A 15,354-nucleotide genomic window follows, 5' to 3' on the forward strand; every position below is an offset into this window, starting at 1 on the left:
ATGAGCGAAACGGTTACGAAGCGGAAGCCGGTCGGCAAGGACATCTCCACCCGTCGTCGTGCTGGCAAGGTCCGTCGGCACAATCGGCTGCGCAAGAAGATCGAGGGCAGTGCCGCGCGTCCGCGGATGTCGGTGAAGCGTTCCTCGCGCCACATCGTCGTTCAGTTGATCGACGACCTGGCGGGGCACACCCTGGCCTCGGCGTCCAGCCTGGAGGCGGACGTCCAGGCCGTCGAGGGCGACAAGAAGGCCAAGGCCGCCAAGGTCGGCGAGTTGGTCGCGGCCCGCGCCAAGGCGGCGGGCATCTCCAAGGTGGTGTTCGACCGCGGTGGCAACGCCTACCACGGCCGTATCGCCGCCCTGGCCGACGCCGCCCGAGAGGGCGGGTTGGAGTTCTGACATGAGCAAGATTCTCGAGAACGGAAGGAACGCCTGATGCCGGGACGTACGCGGCAATCCGGCGGCCAGGGCGGACCGGGCGACCGCGAGCGCGGTGGCCGGGACCGCAGGGACCGTCGTGACGGTGGCCGTGGCGGGGCGGCCCAGGACAAGACCCCGCACCTCGAGCGCGTCGTAGCGATCAACCGCGTGGCCAAGGTCGTCAAGGGTGGTCGTCGCTTCAGCTTCACCGCGCTGGTCGTCGTCGGTGACGGCGACGGTCAGGTCGGTGTCGGCTACGGCAAGGCCAAGGAGGTGCCCGCGGCGATCGCCAAGGGCGTCGAGGAAGCGAAGAAGAACTTCTTCCGCGTGCCTCGCATCGGTGGCACCATCCCGCACCCCGTGCAGGGTGAGGAGGCCGCCGGTGTGGTGCTGCTTCGTCCGGCCAGCGCCGGTACCGGTGTGATCGCCGGTGGCGCCGTCCGTGCCGTGCTGGAGTGCGCTGGTATCCAGGACGTGTTGTCGAAGTCGCTCGGCAGCGACAACGCGATCAACATCGTGCACGCGACCGTGCGGGCCCTGAAGGACCTCCAGCGTCCCGAAGCGGTCGCCGCTCGCCGTGGTCTGCCGCTCGAAGACGTGGCTCCGGCCCGGATGCTGCGTCAGCGTGCGGGGCAGGGGGTCTGACATGGCTCAGCTGAAGATCACCCAGATGAAGAGCACGATCGGGACCAAGCAGAACCACCGGGCGTCGCTCCGCACCCTCGGCCTGCGCAAGATCAGGCAGTCCGTGGTGCGTGAGGACACGCCGCAGGTGCGTGGCCTCATTCAGGCGGTCCGGCACCTGGTGACCGTGGAGGAGGTCAAGTAATGACCATCAAGATCCACCACCTGAAGCCCGCACCCGGCGCGAAGCGGGACAAGATCCGCGTTGGTCGCGGTGAGGGTTCCAAGGGCAAGACGGCGGGTCGCGGCACGAAGGGCACGAAGGCCCGGAAGAACGTGCCTGCCGGCTTCGAGGGTGGGCAGATGCCCATCCACATGCGGCTGCCGAAGCTGCGCGGCTTCAAGAACCGTTTCCGTACCGAGTACCAGGCGATCAACGTGGGCGACCTGGCCCGCGTGTTCCCCGAGGGCGGCAAGGTCGGCAAGGACGAGCTGATCGCCCGTGGACTCGTCCACAAGGGTGAACTTGTGAAGGTTCTTGGCAACGGCGACGTGGAGGGCGTGAAGTTCGACGTCACGGCCGACGCGTTCTCCAAGTCCGCGAAGGAGAAGATCGAGGCGGCCGGTGGCACGGCCACCGCGCTCTAGAGATCACTTTCGCGAAGCCGAACCGCAACGATCCGAACAAGGCCCGCCGGACCGAGACAAGAGGCCCGGCGGGTCTTGTCGTGTGCGGTCCGAACCGTTTTTAGCCCGCTGAACGCGGTTCTCACGGCGCCTACCCCGACTCCTCCATCGCGATTCGCCCGCGGAACGTGAGGAGAGGGGCCAGCCGACCGCGCCTACTTTCGTCGCTCCTTGGGGCGTGTGAACCCCGCACTAGATGCGGCACCCCTTGGCGATGCTGTTAAAGTCGAACCACGCTTGGGCCGTTGTGTCCCGAGCGTGTCTGGCTTGCCGCCAGTGACAGAGTGTCCAGCCGGTCCCATGCCGGCCAAAGCCGATCGTCGGTTCGCCGACGACGCCGAGGAGGTCCCCCGCGTGCTCAGCGCCTTCCGCTCGGCTCTCGCGACGCCGGACCTGCGCAAGAAGATCCTGTTCACGCTGATGATCGTGGCCGTGTACCGGATCGGTGCGGTCACACCGGCGCCCGGGGTTTCGTACCCGAATGTTCAGGCATGTCAGGCGCAGGTCGAGGATCAGAACATCTTCTCGCTGCTGAACCTGTTCAGCGGTGGCGCGCTCCTGCAGCTGTCGATCTTCGCCACGGGCATCATGCCCTACATCACGGCGAGCATCATCGTCCAGCTGCTCACCGTGGTGATTCCTCGCTTCGAGGAGCTCAAACGGGAGGGCCAGGCAGGCCAGGGCAAGCTCACGCAGTACACGCGCTACCTCACCATCGCGCTGGCGATCCTCCAGGCCACCGGCGTCGTCGCGCTGGCCGACCGCGGTCAGCTCTTCGGTAACTGCGACCAGCCGGTCCTGCCTGACAACAGCGTCTACACGCTGGCGCTGACGGTTCTGACGATGACCGCGGGCACCGCCGTCATGATGTGGCTGGGCGAGCTCATCACCGAGCGCGGTGTCGGCAACGGCATGTCGCTGCTCATCTTCCTGAACATCGCCGCCCGGATCCCCACCGAGGGCGCCGCGATCCTCAGCAACCAGGGCGGCCTGACGTTCTTCTTCATCTGCCTGCTCGCGCTGGCGATCATCGCGAGCGTCATCTTCGTCGAGCAGGGGCAGCGCCGGATCCCGGTGCAGTACGCCAAGCGGATGATCGGCCGCCGCATGTACGGCGGCACCTCCACCTACCTGCCGATCAAGGTGAACCAGGCCGGCGTCATCCCGGTCATCTTCGCGTCGTCACTGCTTTATCTGCCGGACCTCCTCGGACAGCTCATCGGCGACCCGAACCAGGCGTCCGGCTGGCAGCGTTTCCTCCAGAACTACGTGACGGATCAGTCGCACTGGGTGCACATCACGCTGTACTTCGCGATGATCATCTTCTTCACGTACTTCTACATCACGATCACGTTCAACGTGGACGACCGCGCCGAGGAGATGAAGAAGTTCGGCGGGTTCATCCCCGGCATCCGACCGGGCAGGCCGACCGCCGAGTACCTCGGGTTCGTGCTCAGCAGGATCACACTGCCGGGCTCCATCTACCTCGGTATCGTGGCGATTCTGCCGAACTTCTTCCTGTCGGTCACCGGCGAAGGGAACAACCAGAACTTCCCGTTCGGCGGAACAGCTGTGCTGATCATGGTGGGTGTCGGGCTCGACACCGTGAAGCAGATCGAAAGCCAGCTGATGCAGCGTAACTACGAAGGGTTCCTCCGATGACGCGTGTAGTTCTCGTCGGCCCGCCAGGGGCGGGTAAAGGCACACAGGCGGCGGCGCTGTCGCAGCGGCTCGGAATCCCTCACATCTCGACGGGCGACCTTTTCCGTAAGCATGTCGGTGACGAGACGCCTCTGGGCCGGGAGGCCAAGCGCTACCTCGACTCGGGTGAGCTTGTTCCGGACACCGTGACCAACGAGATGGTTCGGGAGCGGCTGGGGGAGCCGGACGCCAAGTCGGGGTTCCTCCTCGACGGCTTCCCCCGCAACACCAAGCAGGCCGATGTGTTGGGTGAGCTGCTCAAGGAAAGCGACGAATCGCTCGATGCGGTGATCGAGCTCAAGGTTCCCGAGGACATGCTCGTGGAACGTCTGCTCGGTCGTGGGCGTACCGACGACACCGAGGACGTCATCCGACGTCGGCAGCAGGTGTACCGCTCGGAGACCGCCCCGCTGTTGGAGTACTACTCGGACATCCTGGTCACCGTGGACGGTGTCGGTGACATCGACGAGGTGTCGAACAGGGTGCTCGACGCGCTCGGCAAGCGTTCGTGAGTCGGCGACCACTTCGTGTTCGGCATGTTTCGACGGCGACGCATGATTGAGATCAAGACGCCCGGTGAGCTGGAAGCGATGCGGGCAGCGGGCCTCGTTGTCGCGCGCACACTGCGGAAAGTGACAGAAGCGGCGCGGCCCGGAGTCAGCACGGGCGAGTTGGACGAGCTGGCCGAACAGGTCATCCGCGATGCGGGTGCGGTGCCGTCGTTCAAGGGCTATCACGGCTTTCCGGCGTCAATCTGCGCGTCGGTCAACGAACAGATCGTGCACGGCATCCCCTCGAAGGACGCCGTGCTTGCCGACGGGGATCTCCTGTCGGTCGACTGCGGGGCCATCCTCGACGGCTGGCACGGCGACTCGGCGGTCACGATTGAGATCGGTGAGGTGTCCGAACGCGATCGCATGCTCTCTGCGGCCACGCAGGCCGCGATGATCGCGGGTATCGAGGCCGTGTCGCCGGGCGGCCGGTTGACCGACATCTCTTACGCCGTCGAGTCCGCAGCCCGTCGCGCGAGCTCCCAGGACGGTGTCGAGTACGGCATGGTCGTGGAGTACGGCGGGCACGGCATCGGGCGGGAAATGCATATGGAGCCGTTCCTGCCGAACGTCGGCAAGCCCGGCAAGGGCCCGAAGCTGGCCGTCGGTATGGCGCTTGCCATCGAACCGATGCTGACGGGTGGGTCGGCCGAGACCATCGAGCTGGACGATGGCTGGACGGTCGTCACCGCAGACGGTTCCCGAGCCGCGCACTGGGAGCACACCGTCGCTGTCACCGAGAACGGACCGTGGGTGCTGACCGCACCCGAAGACCACGTTTAGCGGGCTGAAAACGGTACGACTCGCAGCCCGCGGAGTGCGTCGACCGGGTTCAGCCCGCTGAACACGGTCCGTCCCGAACCGGCACGTTGCCGCACCGACATCCTCTTCCACCGGGCCCCGTGGTCGGGCTTGACAACTGTTGCGTACACTGTTTAGTCGGCGTGCTCATCACGTCGGCTCCAACGTGCTCGCATGATCACTTTGGGGTCGAGGTGACGTGTGTGCCACCCAGGCAAGCACTCGAACGCTCAAACCGATCACGAAACGCGGAGTACATGGCGAAGAAGGACGGGGCCATCGAGGTCGAGGGCCGCGTAATCGAGCCGCTTCCCAACGCGATGTTTCGCGTCGAGTTGGAGAACGGCCACAAGGTCCTTGCACACATCAGTGGGAAGATGCGGCAGCACTACATCCGCATCCTGCCCGAGGACAGGGTTGTCGTGGAGCTCTCGCCCTACGACTTGTCCCGTGGTCGCATCGTCTATCGCTACAAGTGATCACGGCGAGCGTGGCGGGAGGCGACTCCCGCCAGGGGGCGCGCAGCAACTCAGCACGAGCAGGAGAGCAGGAGACGTGAAGGTCAAGCCGAGCGTCAAGAGGATCTGCGACAAGTGCCAGGTCGTCCGTCGTCACGGGCGCATCATGGTCATCTGCGACAACCTGCGCCACAAGCAGCGCCAGGGCTGATCGCGGTCGTCAGTGATCTGACAGCTGAATCGCAACCTCCCCGCGCCTGCCGGGTCGGCGACGACCCGGTTCACCCCCGGAACTTCGGGCCGGGGCCGGGACACCGTCCGCGAGAGCGGGCGGGTGACGGCGAGTCGTCCCGGGACGGGCAGGGAGCAGACCCGAAGAAAGTGAAAACGAAGGAGCACAACCGCCAATGGCACGACTCGCTGGCGTCGATCTCCCCCGCGAGAAGCGGTTGGAGATCGCGCTGACCTACATCTACGGCATCGGCCGTACCCGCTCGAAGGAAATCCTCGCAGCGACGCAGGTCAACGCGGACACCCGTGTGAGGGATCTCGGTGACGAGGACCTCGCCAAGCTGCGGGAGTTCATCGAGGAGAACTACAAGGTCGAAGGTGACCTCCGGCGCGAGGTGAACGCCGACATCCGTCGGAAGATCGAGATCGGGTGCTACGAGGGTCTCCGGTGGCGGCGCGGCCTGCCTGTGCGCGGCCAGCGCACCAAGACCAACGCCCGTACCCGCAAGGGCCCGAAGAAGACGGTCGCCGGCAAGAAGAAGGCGGGCAAGAAGTGAGTGCCAGCGGCAGACGAGCCGTCCGTGCGGGCGCGGTCCAGCGTCGCGGCTCGGCCCGGATGTCGCCGAAGGCGCTCTACGCCCGTCCGATGGCGCTGCGCCAGCTGTACGCCGACGCCGGCACGTTGATGCGGCGCGGGCAGCGTGAAGCCGCGGCAGCCCACCAGCAGAACTCGCGCTAAGGAGATACACCCGACCATGCCACCGAAGTCTCGTACGTCGGGGACCAAGAAGGTCCGGCGTAAGGAAAAGAAGAACGTCGTTCACGGGCACGCCCACATCAAGAGCACGTTCAACAACACCATCGTTTCGATCACCGACCCCAACGGCGCGGTGATCTCCTGGGCGTCCTCGGGCCACGTCGGCTTCAAGGGTTCCCGCAAGTCGACCCCGTTCGCCGCCCAGATGGCCGCTGAGAACGCCGCTCGCAAGGCCGCCGAGCACGGCATGAAGAAGGTCGACGTGTTCGTCAAGGGCCCCGGTTCCGGTCGGGAGACCGCGATCCGCTCGCTGCAGGCCGCGGGCCTCGAGGTCGGCACCATCCAGGACGTGACCCCGCAGCCGCACAACGGCTGCCGCCCCCCCAAGCGGCGCCGGGTCTGAGGAACGGGGAGGAGTAAGGACACATGGCTCGATACACCGGCCCCGCGACCCGTATTTCGCGTCGGCTCAAGGTTGACCTCGTCGGCAACGACAAGGCGTTCGAACGTCGCCCTTACCCGCCGGGCCAGCACGGCCGCGGCCGGATCAAGGAGAGCGAGTACCTGCTGCAGCTGCAGGAGAAGCAGAAGGCCCGCCACACGTACGGCATTCTCGAGCGTCAGTTCCGGCGTTACTACGAGGAGGCCGCGCGGCGCACCGGCAAGACCGGTGAGAACCTGCTGCAGCTTCTGGAATCCCGGCTCGACAACGTCGTGTACCGGGCCGGACTGGCGCGCACGCGCCGCCAGGCCCGTCAGCTCGTCAGCCACGGTCATTTCCTCGTCAACGGCGAGAAGGTGAACATCCCGAGTTACCGGGTGTCGAAGTTCGACATCATCGACGTGCGGCCGAAGTCGCTGAAGACGCTGCCCTTCGTGGCGGCCAAGGAAGCGCTGGGCGATCGTCCCGTGCCCTCGTGGCTGCAGGTCGTGCCCTCGACCCTGCGCATTCTGGTGCACCAGCTCCCGGAGCGGGCCCAGATCGAGGTTCCGGTTCAGGAACAGCTGATCGTCGAGTTCTACTCGAAGAAGTGAGTCCGCACCCGGCTGTGGCCGGGAGCGGGCCGGCGGCGGCGCCCCGAGTGCGCCGCCGCTACGCCACACCTATCGGCGTCATATGGCGGGCGCCGGCAGGAAAGGAAGAAGAACAGTGCTGATTTCCCAGCGGCCGACCCTCAGCGAGGAGACGGTCAACGAGACGCGCTCACGGTTCACCATCGAGCCGCTCGAGCCCGGCTTCGGCTACACCTTGGGCAACTCGCTCCGGCGAACCCTGCTGTCGTCGATTCCGGGTGCCGCGGTCACGAGCATCCGCATCGACGGCGTGCTGCACGAGTTCACCACCGTGCCCGGGGTGAAGGAAGACGTCACCGAGATCATCCTGAACCTCAAGGAACTCGTCGTCTCTTCCGAGGAGGACGAGCCCGTCACGATGTACCTGCGCAAGCAGGGCCCCGGTGAGGTCACCGCGGCCGACATCGTGCCGCCGTCCGGTGTCACCGTGCACAACCCGGACCTGCACATCGCGTCGCTGAACGGCAAGGGCAAGCTCGAGATCGAGCTCGTTGTCGAACGCGGCCGCGGATACGTTCCCGCGCTCCAGAACAAGCAGGCCGGTGCGGAGATCGGTCGTATCCCCATCGACTCGATCTACTCGCCGGTGCTCAAGGTGACCTACAAGGTCGAGGCCACCCGTGTCGAGCAGCGCACCGACTTCGACAAGCTGGTGCTCGACGTGGAGACCAAGCCGTCGATCACTCCGAGGGACGCTGTCGCCTCGGCGGGCAAGACGCTGGTCGAGCTGTTCGGGCTCGCGCGTGAACTGAACGTCGACGCCGAGGGCATCGAGATCGGTCCGTCGCCGCAGGAGGCGGACACCATCGCCGCTTACGCGATGCCGATCGAAGACCTCGACCTCACGGTGCGGTCGTACAACTGCCTGAAGCGCGAGGGGATTCACACGGTTGGCGAGCTGGTTTCGCGTAGCGAGGCGGACCTGCTCGACATCCGGAACTTCGGAGCGAAGTCGATCGACGAGGTGAAGATGAAGCTCGTCGGCCTCGGCTTGACGCTGAAGGACAGCCCGCCCGGATTCGACCCCACGGCTGCTGCCTCCACTTACGAGAGCGGTGGCGAGACGTGGGGTGCGGAGACACCGTCGCCGGGCCTTCCGGACACTGGCCACGACGACGGCCAGGACTACGCAGAGACGGAGCAGCTGTAAGTGACCTTGCGGCTGCGAAGCTGAACGAGGAGAACTGATGCCCACCCCGACCAAGGGACCCCGTCTCGGCGGATCGCCTGCGCACGAGCGGTTGATGTTGGCAAACCTGGCGACGTCGTTGTTCGAGCACGGCAAGATCACAACGACCGAGGCCAAGGCCAGGCGCGTGCGTCCGCTCGCCGAGAAGCTGATCACCAAGGCCAAGAAGGGTGATCTGCACAACCGGCGTCAGATCATGCGGGTCATCCGCAACAAGGACGTCGTGCACAAGCTGATGGCCGAGATCGGGCCCTTCTTCGTCGACCGCAACGGCGGTTACGTCCGCATCACCAAGACGCTGCCGCGCAAGGGCGACAACGCCCAGATGGCGGTTATCGAACTGGTGTCGGAGAAGACCGTCACCGCGGAGGCCGAGGCGGCCAGGAAGACGAAGTTCGCCAAGGACGCCGCCGCCGACGCTCCTGCCGAGGAGCCGAAGGCGGAGGAGACGGTGGAGGAGGCCAAGGCTGAGGCCGAGGCTGCTTCCGCCACCGACCAGGACGCCGAAGCACCCGAGTCGGCCACCAAGGACTCCACGGACGAGCCCGCCGAGGGCGTGGACAAGAAGGACGAGTCCTGACCGAGACGAGTCCACGCAGCGAGCCCGCCGTTCCCCCAGGGGAGGGCGGGCTCGTTCGTCTGCGCATCGACCTCAGCTACGACGGCACTGATTTCTCCGGCTGGGCGCGGCAACCAGGACGCCGAACAGTCCAGGGAGTCCTTGAAGACGCCCTCCAGAAACAACCCCCCGGCGCGTCTTTAGCGGGCTCAGTAGTAGTGGCAGGGCGAACCGATGCAGGAGTCCATGCGGCTGGCCAGGTCGTCCATGCGGACGTGACGCGTTTAGCAGGCGAAACCCGTTCCAGGACCATGCCAGTCGCATCGGACGGCTTGCCGGACCTTGACCGGGCTCGCCACCGGCTGAACCGTCTTCTGCCCGCTGACGTGCGAGTACTAGGCCTTCGCCGTGCCCCCGCCGGTTTCGATGCCCGCTTTTCGGCCGCTAAACGTCATTACCGATACAAGGTGTCGGACGCGCCGTGGGGAGTCAGCCCGCTCCAGAGACGCGACACGCTGGCGTGGATGCGGCCCTTGTCCGTCGACTCGATGAACGAGGCTGCGTCAGCACTGTTGGGCCTTCACGATTTCGCAGCTTTCTGCAAAAAACGAGAAGGTGCCACCACCATCCGCGAGCTCCTCGAGTTGCATTGGGAGAGGGTGGATGACTATCAGCTGCACCTATCGGTGTCAGCAGACGCTTTCTGTCATTCCATGGTAAGGAGCCTGGTTGGTGCTCTCCTTTGGGTCGGCGACGGGCGCCGCTCTACGGGTTGGCCTGCGGAGTTGCTGAAAACCCGAGAGCGGAGCAGCGTCGTGGCGCCGGCACATGGCCTTACGCTCATCAAGGTCGATTACCCGCCTGACGACGAACTAGCGTTGCGTGCCGAAAAGACTCGACACCTGCGAGACTTGGACGCGCGGGAGATCTCACGTCGGGATTGAGCCTGGCGCACCTCGTCCAGAATTCTTTTGTAATCTCCCGCCAGCTTCTCCGCTGTGACGATAACGAAGTTCCAACCTTCCGTCACCAATCGTTTTCTGCGTGCTTTGTCTCGGCGAATTTGTTTGCTTGACCGGTGCCATCGGCCGTCGTATTCGATGGCTGTTTTCGTGTCCTTCAAGGCGAGATCGAGACGAGCCACCTCGCGACCTCCTCTCGTTATCGAATACTGTGGGACGGGCTCGAATCCTCCCGTTTTGAGTACAACTCTGAGGTCCGACTCGGGTAGTGACTCGGCACGTGGGTCGACCATCGACAGCGCAGCTCGAGCCAGTCGAATACCGCGATTACGTCGTCCTTTCCACGTACGCCGTAGCTGCTTCAGCGTGACTCGACCTGATCGGACGAACGCATCGAGGTCAGGCACTGCGATACGTAGACGGCGAACCCAGCTCTGGACGCGTGGTGACAGTCGTAACACCAAGTCGAGAGCTGCTCGCCACGGTCGTGCTATGCGAATTCCGTTCCATGGGCGTGACTCTTGCGGCTTCACATCGGTGCGGCGTACGTGAATTCCTTTGATCGGTCCGAACCGATGAACCTCGGGTACGACGAACTCGACTGGATCATAGGGATTCGCGAGTTCGACACCGAGTACAGTCGCTGCCGATCGTCCGGTCAGCACCGCTTCTTTGGGAACGATGAGTGCTGCGCCACGACAACGGAGCTCGTGCGTCACTGGTACGTGTGCAGGAACGTAGACATCCTGGAAAAGGCGTCGAAAGCGTGGCCCGCCCAGTTCCGCAGCGGTCACATAGCCGTGTGCTCTCGCGACAGAGCCTCGGAAAACGTCATTGATGCTGATAGTCGCGCTCATGCCTGCAGCATCGCTCACGCTGCGGACTTTCACGTCCATGTGCACGGAGTTGTCCACAGCTTCGGAGACGAGAAGGCCGGTTGTCCACAAGCTGGGGATGGCGGGTGCGAAAGTCCCCGATGCCAGGCCATGGGTGCCACAGACAACCGGGGGGCGTGTTTAGCCTGCTAAACACGCCCCCCGGCAAGGCCCACAGTTCAGTCGCCTCTGCGGATGGGACCCAGGATCTGTTGTTCCTTGGCTGTCGTGACCAGACGCAGGGGACGCCACAGGTTGCGGCCCAGCGCCACGACCTGATCGTCCTTGAGCGTCGTCAGTTGCCGCATCATCTGCGGCGGGAGCCGCCAGATGCGGGCAGCGAGTTCCGCCTGACCGGCGGGCAGACGCTGCATCAGCACAAGATCAGCAGCGTTCGCCAAAGCCCCGGCCTGCGGGTGCAGGTACGGCAGGACGTAGACGGTCGTCTGCCACGGCGACCTCGGTGGGAACAGGTCCTGCGGTGTGGGGCCCCCATCGTGGACGACCAACAGCGGTGCGTCCTCGGACGGGCGTGGCAACTCCACCGGCGACAGCCGACGGATCTGTACCAGCTGTGAGGGCTGCCCGTTCGGTTGTTGCCCCGCTGCGTTCGACAGCACATGCCAAGCCGTCGGCCGTCCCGTCGCGACGACGACCCACGCGCCTACCGCCATGGCTCGCATAGCGACCTGCCGCGCCAGGTACAGGCCCCCGACGAGCACGATCCTGGTTGGGGCGGCGCGCAGAGCGGACACCGTCAACGGTTCGCCCTGCAGGCCCGAGCCGAGAACGATGCCACCCCGGTCGCCGGATGGGCTGATCGCGTCGAGCAACGCTGGATCGACCACGAACTCAGGCGACACACCGATTGCCTTGTTGGCGTCGTGCACCCGTGCGCTCATGCCGTACCTCCCATCGGCAGGGTGGCGGAGAAACCGGCCGCTTGGCGTCCGCGCAGTGGCGTCAACGTGACCCCGATGCGCTCCGAGACGCTCGTCAGTCGCTGGTCGCTGGCGTCGAGCTCGCGCGGGTTACGCGCGCTGATCCGCACCACACCTCGCAACCCGATGCGGTTCTCCTCATCGGACGGGGAGATCGACATCGCCACCGTGGCGGACAACGCGCGGACGCTCGTCAACGCGTTGAGAGTCGTGCTGATCTTGCCTTTGGGCCAGCCCGTAATGGCGTAGCTCGCGTGGCCGATGCCCGCTGCCGTCACGCCCGTCCAACGTTCCTGCATCCGGACGCGGGAGTTGGACCCGGCGACACCGGTGAGTTCCGCGGCCGAAATTCCGGCGCGCAACAGTTCGTCCGGGCTCAGCGGTCGGGTCGGGACGCCGTGCGACTCCATGGCGTTGCGGACGCGCGACAGCGCACCGATCAGCGCCCTGTGTGCCCCCATGACACCGCCGCCGCGTTCCCGTACTGCGGCCGGACACCGTTTCGGGTCAAGCCGGACGGACACCCATGTCGTCCGTCGTGCAGCAGCGGGAAGCGGGCCCAGAACCTCCATGTACGACGCCAGCGCAGGCGAGTCGGCCGGGAGCGCCGCACTGCCGGGATAGCAGTGCCACGTCATCTGGATGGAGTCGAGTACCACGCCCCGGTCCTCCAGGCAGGGCGCCAGCGCCGACAGAGGCAGGCTCGGTGCACCATCTGCCTGGGTGATCAACGCTGGCGTGGGTTCCACGAGGAGAACAGCCGTCCAAGTGCCGTCGTGGTACGCGAATCCGACTTCCTGGTGCTCGTGATCCCGCCCCTGCGCGACGACGAGGTCGGGCACGGCGAGGCGGAGCAGACTGACGCGTGCGTCGTCCGGGCCGATCACCTTGTCGTCGTCCTGCGCAGCGAGCGTTTCCACATCGGTGGGAGCGGGCGGAACGACTACGCGATCGTGTGATCTGAGGGTGTAGCGAGCCGTCAGCCCGGCCCACTGGGTGAACCACTGACCGCCCCAACGTAGGAACGCCAGGATCAGCATGACGCCGGCGATTCCGATCGCGACATAGACCAGGGACTGGTCGATCGCGATGAGGATCAGCCCGATCGCGAGACCGACCTCGAGTAGCACGAGGTTGGTGACAGGAAGGGGGCCGAAGTTCGCGCCGAACATGCGGCGCCGAGCGGGAGGAGCGACGCGGGGGGTTGGAGCCGACTCCGGAGGCTTCGGTGCGCCACCGGAATCCCCGGGCCCTCCAGGGCCTCCAGGACCGCCTGGCCCTCCGGGACCGCCTGGCCCTCCGGGACCGCCTGGCCCGCCCGGCCCTCCAGGGCCGCCTGCGGGACCGTTCGGTCCACGTCGACCTCCGGGGGGCTGGGGACCGCGAGGACGGTTCGGCCCGCCAGGGCCGCCCGGCGGAGCCGGAGGCACACCCTGCGGTCCACGGGGGCCGGAGCCTCCACCAGGGCCTCCCGGTGCCATGGGGCGTCCCGGTCGCTGCGGTGGACCCGCTGGTCGCCCCGCGGGGGGCGGGGGCCCCTGCGGGGGGCCCGGCGGACGTGGAGGAGTGGTGACGGACATCCGCTCGATCTCTTCCCCTTGTGCCTGCAACTGAGCTGACAGCCGATCCCGGCGAGTCGCACACTAACCGGAGTTGGTAGAAACCAACACCGAACGGTCCCCGTACGGCTATCCTGCGGAACCGTACCGCGAGTGGGAGAGCTGTAGGTCAAGAATGCCGTCAACACCGACAACAAAGTCGCAAGTCCAGGCCTACCAATTCGTGCTGCGTCGCATGCAGTCCGCCTTGGTGCGCAAGGACGCCGTGATGTTGCACGACCCGATGCGCACACACTCGCGTGCCACCATCGTGGGCGTCGTGCTGAGCTGCTTGGGGATGCTGGGCTTCATCATCGTCGGCCTCTTCAAGCCCGATCCGAAGGCACCGGACTCCGGCATCGTCATCGGGGAGCAGTCCGGGACCGTTTACGTGGTAGCCGGTAACCCGAAGAAGCTCATCCCGACGTTCAACCTGGCGTCGGCGCGTCTGATCCTCATGTCGCAGAACCAGGGGGAGGGGCAGGGGGGCCAGGGCGGTGGTGTCGTCGAGGCCACGCCTCCCAAAGTCGTCTCCGACGAACAGCTCAAGGACATTCCCAAGGGGCGTCTGCAGGGTATCCCGGGCGGCCCTGACCTGCTGCCGTCGGAGAGTCAGCTGGTTTCCACGGAATGGGGCATCTGTGATCAGGTCAACGTGGACAATTCGCTGAACGACTCCGAGGCGAGGCGGCAGGCCGTGACGGAGACCACGGTCCTGGCAGGTGTCAAGGACCTCGGTCGCGAGCTCGCTCAGAACCAGGCGTTGCTGGTGTCAGCCGACGACGAGAAGCACTACCTCGTGTACCGGCAGAAGACAGATGCCAACAAGCTGAACGCGAACACCGTGCGGGCAGAGGTGGACCTCACGCAGAACGCGGTCACCGTCGCACTGAACCTGGACGAGAGCAGGGCGCGGCGCATCTCGACCGGACTGCTCAACGCGATCCCGTCGGTAGGGACCCTCAACCTGCCGACCATTCAAGGCGCCAACCAGCCACCGGACTTCAACGTCTCCGGCCTCAAGGTCGGTGACGTGTTCGAAACTCAGCTCGCCACCAGCACGGACATCTACGTGGTGCTGAAGGAAGGCGTGCAGCGGGTTTCGCCGACTGTGGCAGACATGATCCTGTACAACCCGGCGATCGGAGGCAGCAGTGCGGCCGAGGTGACCCCTGACGTGCTGCAGGGCCTGCCACAGGTGAACCGGGGCGATGCCGGTTACCTCGACGTGGACCACTATCCGGACGCCAAGCCGACCGTGCTCGACCCCATGCAGCACCAGGTGGCGTGTCTGGGTTGGAACCTCAGGGGTGAGGGCGAGCAGCGCGACGCGTTCACGTCGGTGTACATCTCGAACGTCCTGCCGACGCCGAAGAACGCGGACGGCACTCCGCAGGTCGTGAAGATCGGGACGCCCTCACCGGACGGCCTGAAGGTCGACAACTTCTACATGCAGCCTGGTTTCGCGGCGGCTGTGCAGTCGGCGACGACGAAGGACACGTTCTATCGTGGCAACATCCAGCTCATCTCCGACCGCGGAGTGCGCTATGGCATCCCGAACGAGGACATCGCAAAGGGCCTGGGGCTCACCAAGCTCTCCCCCGCGCCCGAGTCGATCATCAAGTTGCTACCGGCCGGGCCTTCGCTGAACCCACAGGACGCGCAGAGGACCTACGACACCGTGTCTGTGGACGAGCAAGCGGGCACCGTGATCCAGCCCGAGGAGCGGGCCGCCTCACAGGGCGGCAACTGAGCGGTAGAGAACGGCTTACAAGGCCGGGTGGTAAGTGACTCGAGTGGAGTCTGCGCCACCCGGCCTCTGTCGTGCTGAGGGCAGCACTGGGCTGGGCTCAAGGTGGTGGGGGCGGGGGCCCTCGCTTTTTGCCCGCTAAACGTGCGTGGGGAGACCGAGCGTTCAGCGGGCGA

Annotated in this window: 20 protein-coding genes; 17 read left to right on the forward strand and 3 right to left on the reverse strand. The window is 65.7% G+C overall.

The features are described 5' to 3' along the window. The 16 genes from rplR to truA all read left to right on the forward strand — a co-directional run bounded on the left by rplR (position 1) and on the right by truA (position 9,996). Positions 1–399: a 50S ribosomal protein L18 gene (gene rplR, locus SACCYDRAFT_RS02500; protein WP_005453263.1), complete on the forward strand. Its 399-nt coding sequence runs from the start codon at positions 1–3 to the stop codon at positions 397–399. A 36-nt stretch (positions 400–435) separates the two neighbouring features. Further along, the gene (gene rpsE / locus SACCYDRAFT_RS02505) at positions 436–1,065 is read left to right on the forward strand and encodes a 30S ribosomal protein S5 (protein WP_005453265.1); all 630 of its coding nucleotides are present in this window, start codon (positions 436–438) and stop codon (positions 1,063–1,065) included. 1 nt (position 1,066) lies between these two features. Beyond that, positions 1,067–1,249, forward strand: a complete 183-nt coding sequence (gene rpmD, locus SACCYDRAFT_RS02510) for a 50S ribosomal protein L30 (RefSeq protein ID WP_005453267.1) — start codon at positions 1,067–1,069, stop codon at positions 1,247–1,249. Then, complete coding sequence (gene rplO / locus SACCYDRAFT_RS02515; protein ID WP_005453269.1) at positions 1,249–1,692, forward strand: 50S ribosomal protein L15; 444 nt, start codon at positions 1,249–1,251, stop codon at positions 1,690–1,692. The genes rpmD and rplO overlap by 1 nt, the downstream gene beginning before the upstream one ends. A gap of 393 nt (positions 1,693–2,085) precedes the next feature. Then, a complete protein-coding gene (gene secY, locus SACCYDRAFT_RS02520; RefSeq protein ID WP_043537003.1) occupies positions 2,086–3,393 on the forward strand; it encodes a preprotein translocase subunit SecY in 1,308 nt (435 codons plus the stop codon). Next, the gene (locus SACCYDRAFT_RS02525; protein WP_005453273.1) at positions 3,390–3,944 is read left to right on the forward strand and encodes an adenylate kinase; all 555 of its coding nucleotides are present in this window, start codon (positions 3,390–3,392) and stop codon (positions 3,942–3,944) included. The genes secY and SACCYDRAFT_RS02525 overlap by 4 nt, the downstream gene beginning before the upstream one ends. A 42-nt stretch (positions 3,945–3,986) precedes the next feature. Then, positions 3,987–4,766: a type I methionyl aminopeptidase gene (gene map / locus SACCYDRAFT_RS02530; RefSeq protein WP_005453275.1), complete on the forward strand. Its 780-nt coding sequence runs from the start codon at positions 3,987–3,989 to the stop codon at positions 4,764–4,766. Positions 4,767–5,041: 275 nt separating this feature from the next. Next, positions 5,042–5,263, forward strand: a complete 222-nt coding sequence (gene infA, locus SACCYDRAFT_RS02535; RefSeq protein WP_005443304.1) for a translation initiation factor IF-1 — start codon at positions 5,042–5,044, stop codon at positions 5,261–5,263. Positions 5,264–5,339: 76 nt separating this feature from the next. Beyond that, positions 5,340–5,453 (forward strand): 50S ribosomal protein L36, encoded by a 114-nt coding sequence (rpmJ, locus tag SACCYDRAFT_RS02540; protein WP_005453284.1) that lies wholly within the window; start codon positions 5,340–5,342, stop codon positions 5,451–5,453. A gap of 196 nt (positions 5,454–5,649) precedes the next feature. Further along, positions 5,650–6,030, forward strand: coding sequence for a 30S ribosomal protein S13 (rpsM, locus tag SACCYDRAFT_RS02545; protein WP_005453286.1), 381 nt, complete (start codon positions 5,650–5,652; stop codon positions 6,028–6,030). Further along, entirely contained in the window at positions 6,027–6,212 is a 186-nt protein-coding gene (locus SACCYDRAFT_RS02550; RefSeq protein ID WP_005453289.1) for a hypothetical protein, read from the forward strand. The genes rpsM and SACCYDRAFT_RS02550 overlap by 4 nt, the downstream gene beginning before the upstream one ends. 16 nt (positions 6,213–6,228) lie before the next feature. Continuing rightward, complete coding sequence (rpsK, locus tag SACCYDRAFT_RS02555) at positions 6,229–6,633, forward strand: 30S ribosomal protein S11 (RefSeq protein ID WP_005443310.1); 405 nt, start codon at positions 6,229–6,231, stop codon at positions 6,631–6,633. A 23-nt stretch (positions 6,634–6,656) separates the two neighbouring features. Continuing rightward, on the forward strand, positions 6,657–7,265 hold the full coding sequence (gene rpsD, locus SACCYDRAFT_RS02560; RefSeq protein ID WP_005453291.1) for a 30S ribosomal protein S4: 609 nt from the start codon (positions 6,657–6,659) through the stop codon (positions 7,263–7,265). Between the two features lie 115 nt (positions 7,266–7,380). Then, the gene (locus SACCYDRAFT_RS02565) at positions 7,381–8,454 is read left to right on the forward strand and encodes a DNA-directed RNA polymerase subunit alpha (protein ID WP_005453293.1); all 1,074 of its coding nucleotides are present in this window, start codon (positions 7,381–7,383) and stop codon (positions 8,452–8,454) included. A gap of 37 nt (positions 8,455–8,491) precedes the next feature. After that, complete coding sequence (gene rplQ / locus SACCYDRAFT_RS02570; protein WP_005453296.1) at positions 8,492–9,073, forward strand: 50S ribosomal protein L17; 582 nt, start codon at positions 8,492–8,494, stop codon at positions 9,071–9,073. Continuing rightward, entirely contained in the window at positions 9,070–9,996 is a 927-nt protein-coding gene (truA, locus tag SACCYDRAFT_RS25630; RefSeq protein WP_083844723.1) for a tRNA pseudouridine(38-40) synthase TruA, read from the forward strand. The genes rplQ and truA overlap by 4 nt, the downstream gene beginning before the upstream one ends. On the opposite strand, the gene SACCYDRAFT_RS26750 is transcribed toward truA, so the two are convergent. From SACCYDRAFT_RS26750 to eccE, 3 genes are all read right to left on the reverse strand, one after another. Next, positions 9,906–10,910: an endonuclease domain-containing protein gene (locus tag SACCYDRAFT_RS26750; RefSeq protein WP_005453298.1), complete on the reverse strand. Its 1,005-nt coding sequence runs from the start codon at positions 10,908–10,910 to the stop codon at positions 9,906–9,908. The genes truA and SACCYDRAFT_RS26750 overlap by 91 nt on opposite strands. 158 nt (positions 10,911–11,068) lie before the next feature. Then, positions 11,069–11,791 carry a hypothetical protein gene (locus tag SACCYDRAFT_RS02575; protein WP_005453300.1) on the reverse strand — a complete coding sequence of 241 codons (723 nt, stop codon included), beginning with the start codon at positions 11,789–11,791 and terminating at the stop codon, positions 11,069–11,071. Further along, positions 11,788–13,002 (reverse strand): type VII secretion protein EccE, encoded by a 1,215-nt coding sequence (gene eccE, locus SACCYDRAFT_RS02580; protein ID WP_005453302.1) that lies wholly within the window; start codon positions 13,000–13,002, stop codon positions 11,788–11,790. The genes SACCYDRAFT_RS02575 and eccE overlap by 4 nt, the downstream gene beginning before the upstream one ends. A gap of 562 nt (positions 13,003–13,564) precedes the next feature. Here eccE and eccB point away from each other — a divergent pair. Beyond that, a complete protein-coding gene (gene eccB / locus SACCYDRAFT_RS02590; protein WP_005453305.1) occupies positions 13,565–15,181 on the forward strand; it encodes a type VII secretion protein EccB in 1,617 nt (538 codons plus the stop codon). Positions 15,182–15,354: the final 173 nt, after the last annotated feature.

This window comes from Saccharomonospora cyanea NA-134 (assembly GCF_000244975.1).
In the GTDB taxonomy this organism is placed as follows: Bacteria; Actinomycetota; Actinomycetes; order Mycobacteriales; family Pseudonocardiaceae; genus Saccharomonospora; species Saccharomonospora cyanea.

Bases quoted from the DNA above. Each gene is read 5' to 3' on its own strand.
- rplR (WP_005453263.1), top strand. From the start codon at position 1: ATGAGCGAAACGGTTACGAAGCGGAAGCCGGTCGGCAAGGACATCTCC.
- rpsE (WP_005453265.1), top strand. From the start codon at position 436: ATGCCGGGACGTACGCGGCAATCCGGCGGCCAGGGCGGACCGGGCGAC.
- rpmD (WP_005453267.1), top strand. From the start codon at position 1,067: ATGGCTCAGCTGAAGATCACCCAGATGAAGAGCACGATCGGGACCAAG.
- rplO (WP_005453269.1), top strand. From the start codon at position 1,249: ATGACCATCAAGATCCACCACCTGAAGCCCGCACCCGGCGCGAAGCGG.
- SACCYDRAFT_RS02525 (WP_005453273.1), top strand. From the start codon at position 3,390: ATGACGCGTGTAGTTCTCGTCGGCCCGCCAGGGGCGGGTAAAGGCACA.
- map (WP_005453275.1), top strand. From the start codon at position 3,987: ATGATTGAGATCAAGACGCCCGGTGAGCTGGAAGCGATGCGGGCAGCG.
- infA (WP_005443304.1), top strand. From the start codon at position 5,042: ATGGCGAAGAAGGACGGGGCCATCGAGGTCGAGGGCCGCGTAATCGAG.
- rpsM (WP_005453286.1), top strand. From the start codon at position 5,650: ATGGCACGACTCGCTGGCGTCGATCTCCCCCGCGAGAAGCGGTTGGAG.
- rpsK (WP_005443310.1), top strand. From the start codon at position 6,229: ATGCCACCGAAGTCTCGTACGTCGGGGACCAAGAAGGTCCGGCGTAAG.
- rpsD (WP_005453291.1), top strand. From the start codon at position 6,657: ATGGCTCGATACACCGGCCCCGCGACCCGTATTTCGCGTCGGCTCAAG.
- rplQ (WP_005453296.1), top strand. From the start codon at position 8,492: ATGCCCACCCCGACCAAGGGACCCCGTCTCGGCGGATCGCCTGCGCAC.
- SACCYDRAFT_RS26750 (WP_005453298.1), bottom strand. From the start codon at position 10,910: ATGGACGTGAAAGTCCGCAGCGTGAGCGATGCTGCAGGCATGAGCGCG.
- SACCYDRAFT_RS02575 (WP_005453300.1), bottom strand. From the start codon at position 11,791: ATGAGCGCACGGGTGCACGACGCCAACAAGGCAATCGGTGTGTCGCCT.
- eccE (WP_005453302.1), bottom strand. From the start codon at position 13,002: ATGTTCGGCGCGAACTTCGGCCCCCTTCCTGTCACCAACCTCGTGCTA.
- eccB (WP_005453305.1), top strand. From the start codon at position 13,565: ATGCCGTCAACACCGACAACAAAGTCGCAAGTCCAGGCCTACCAATTC.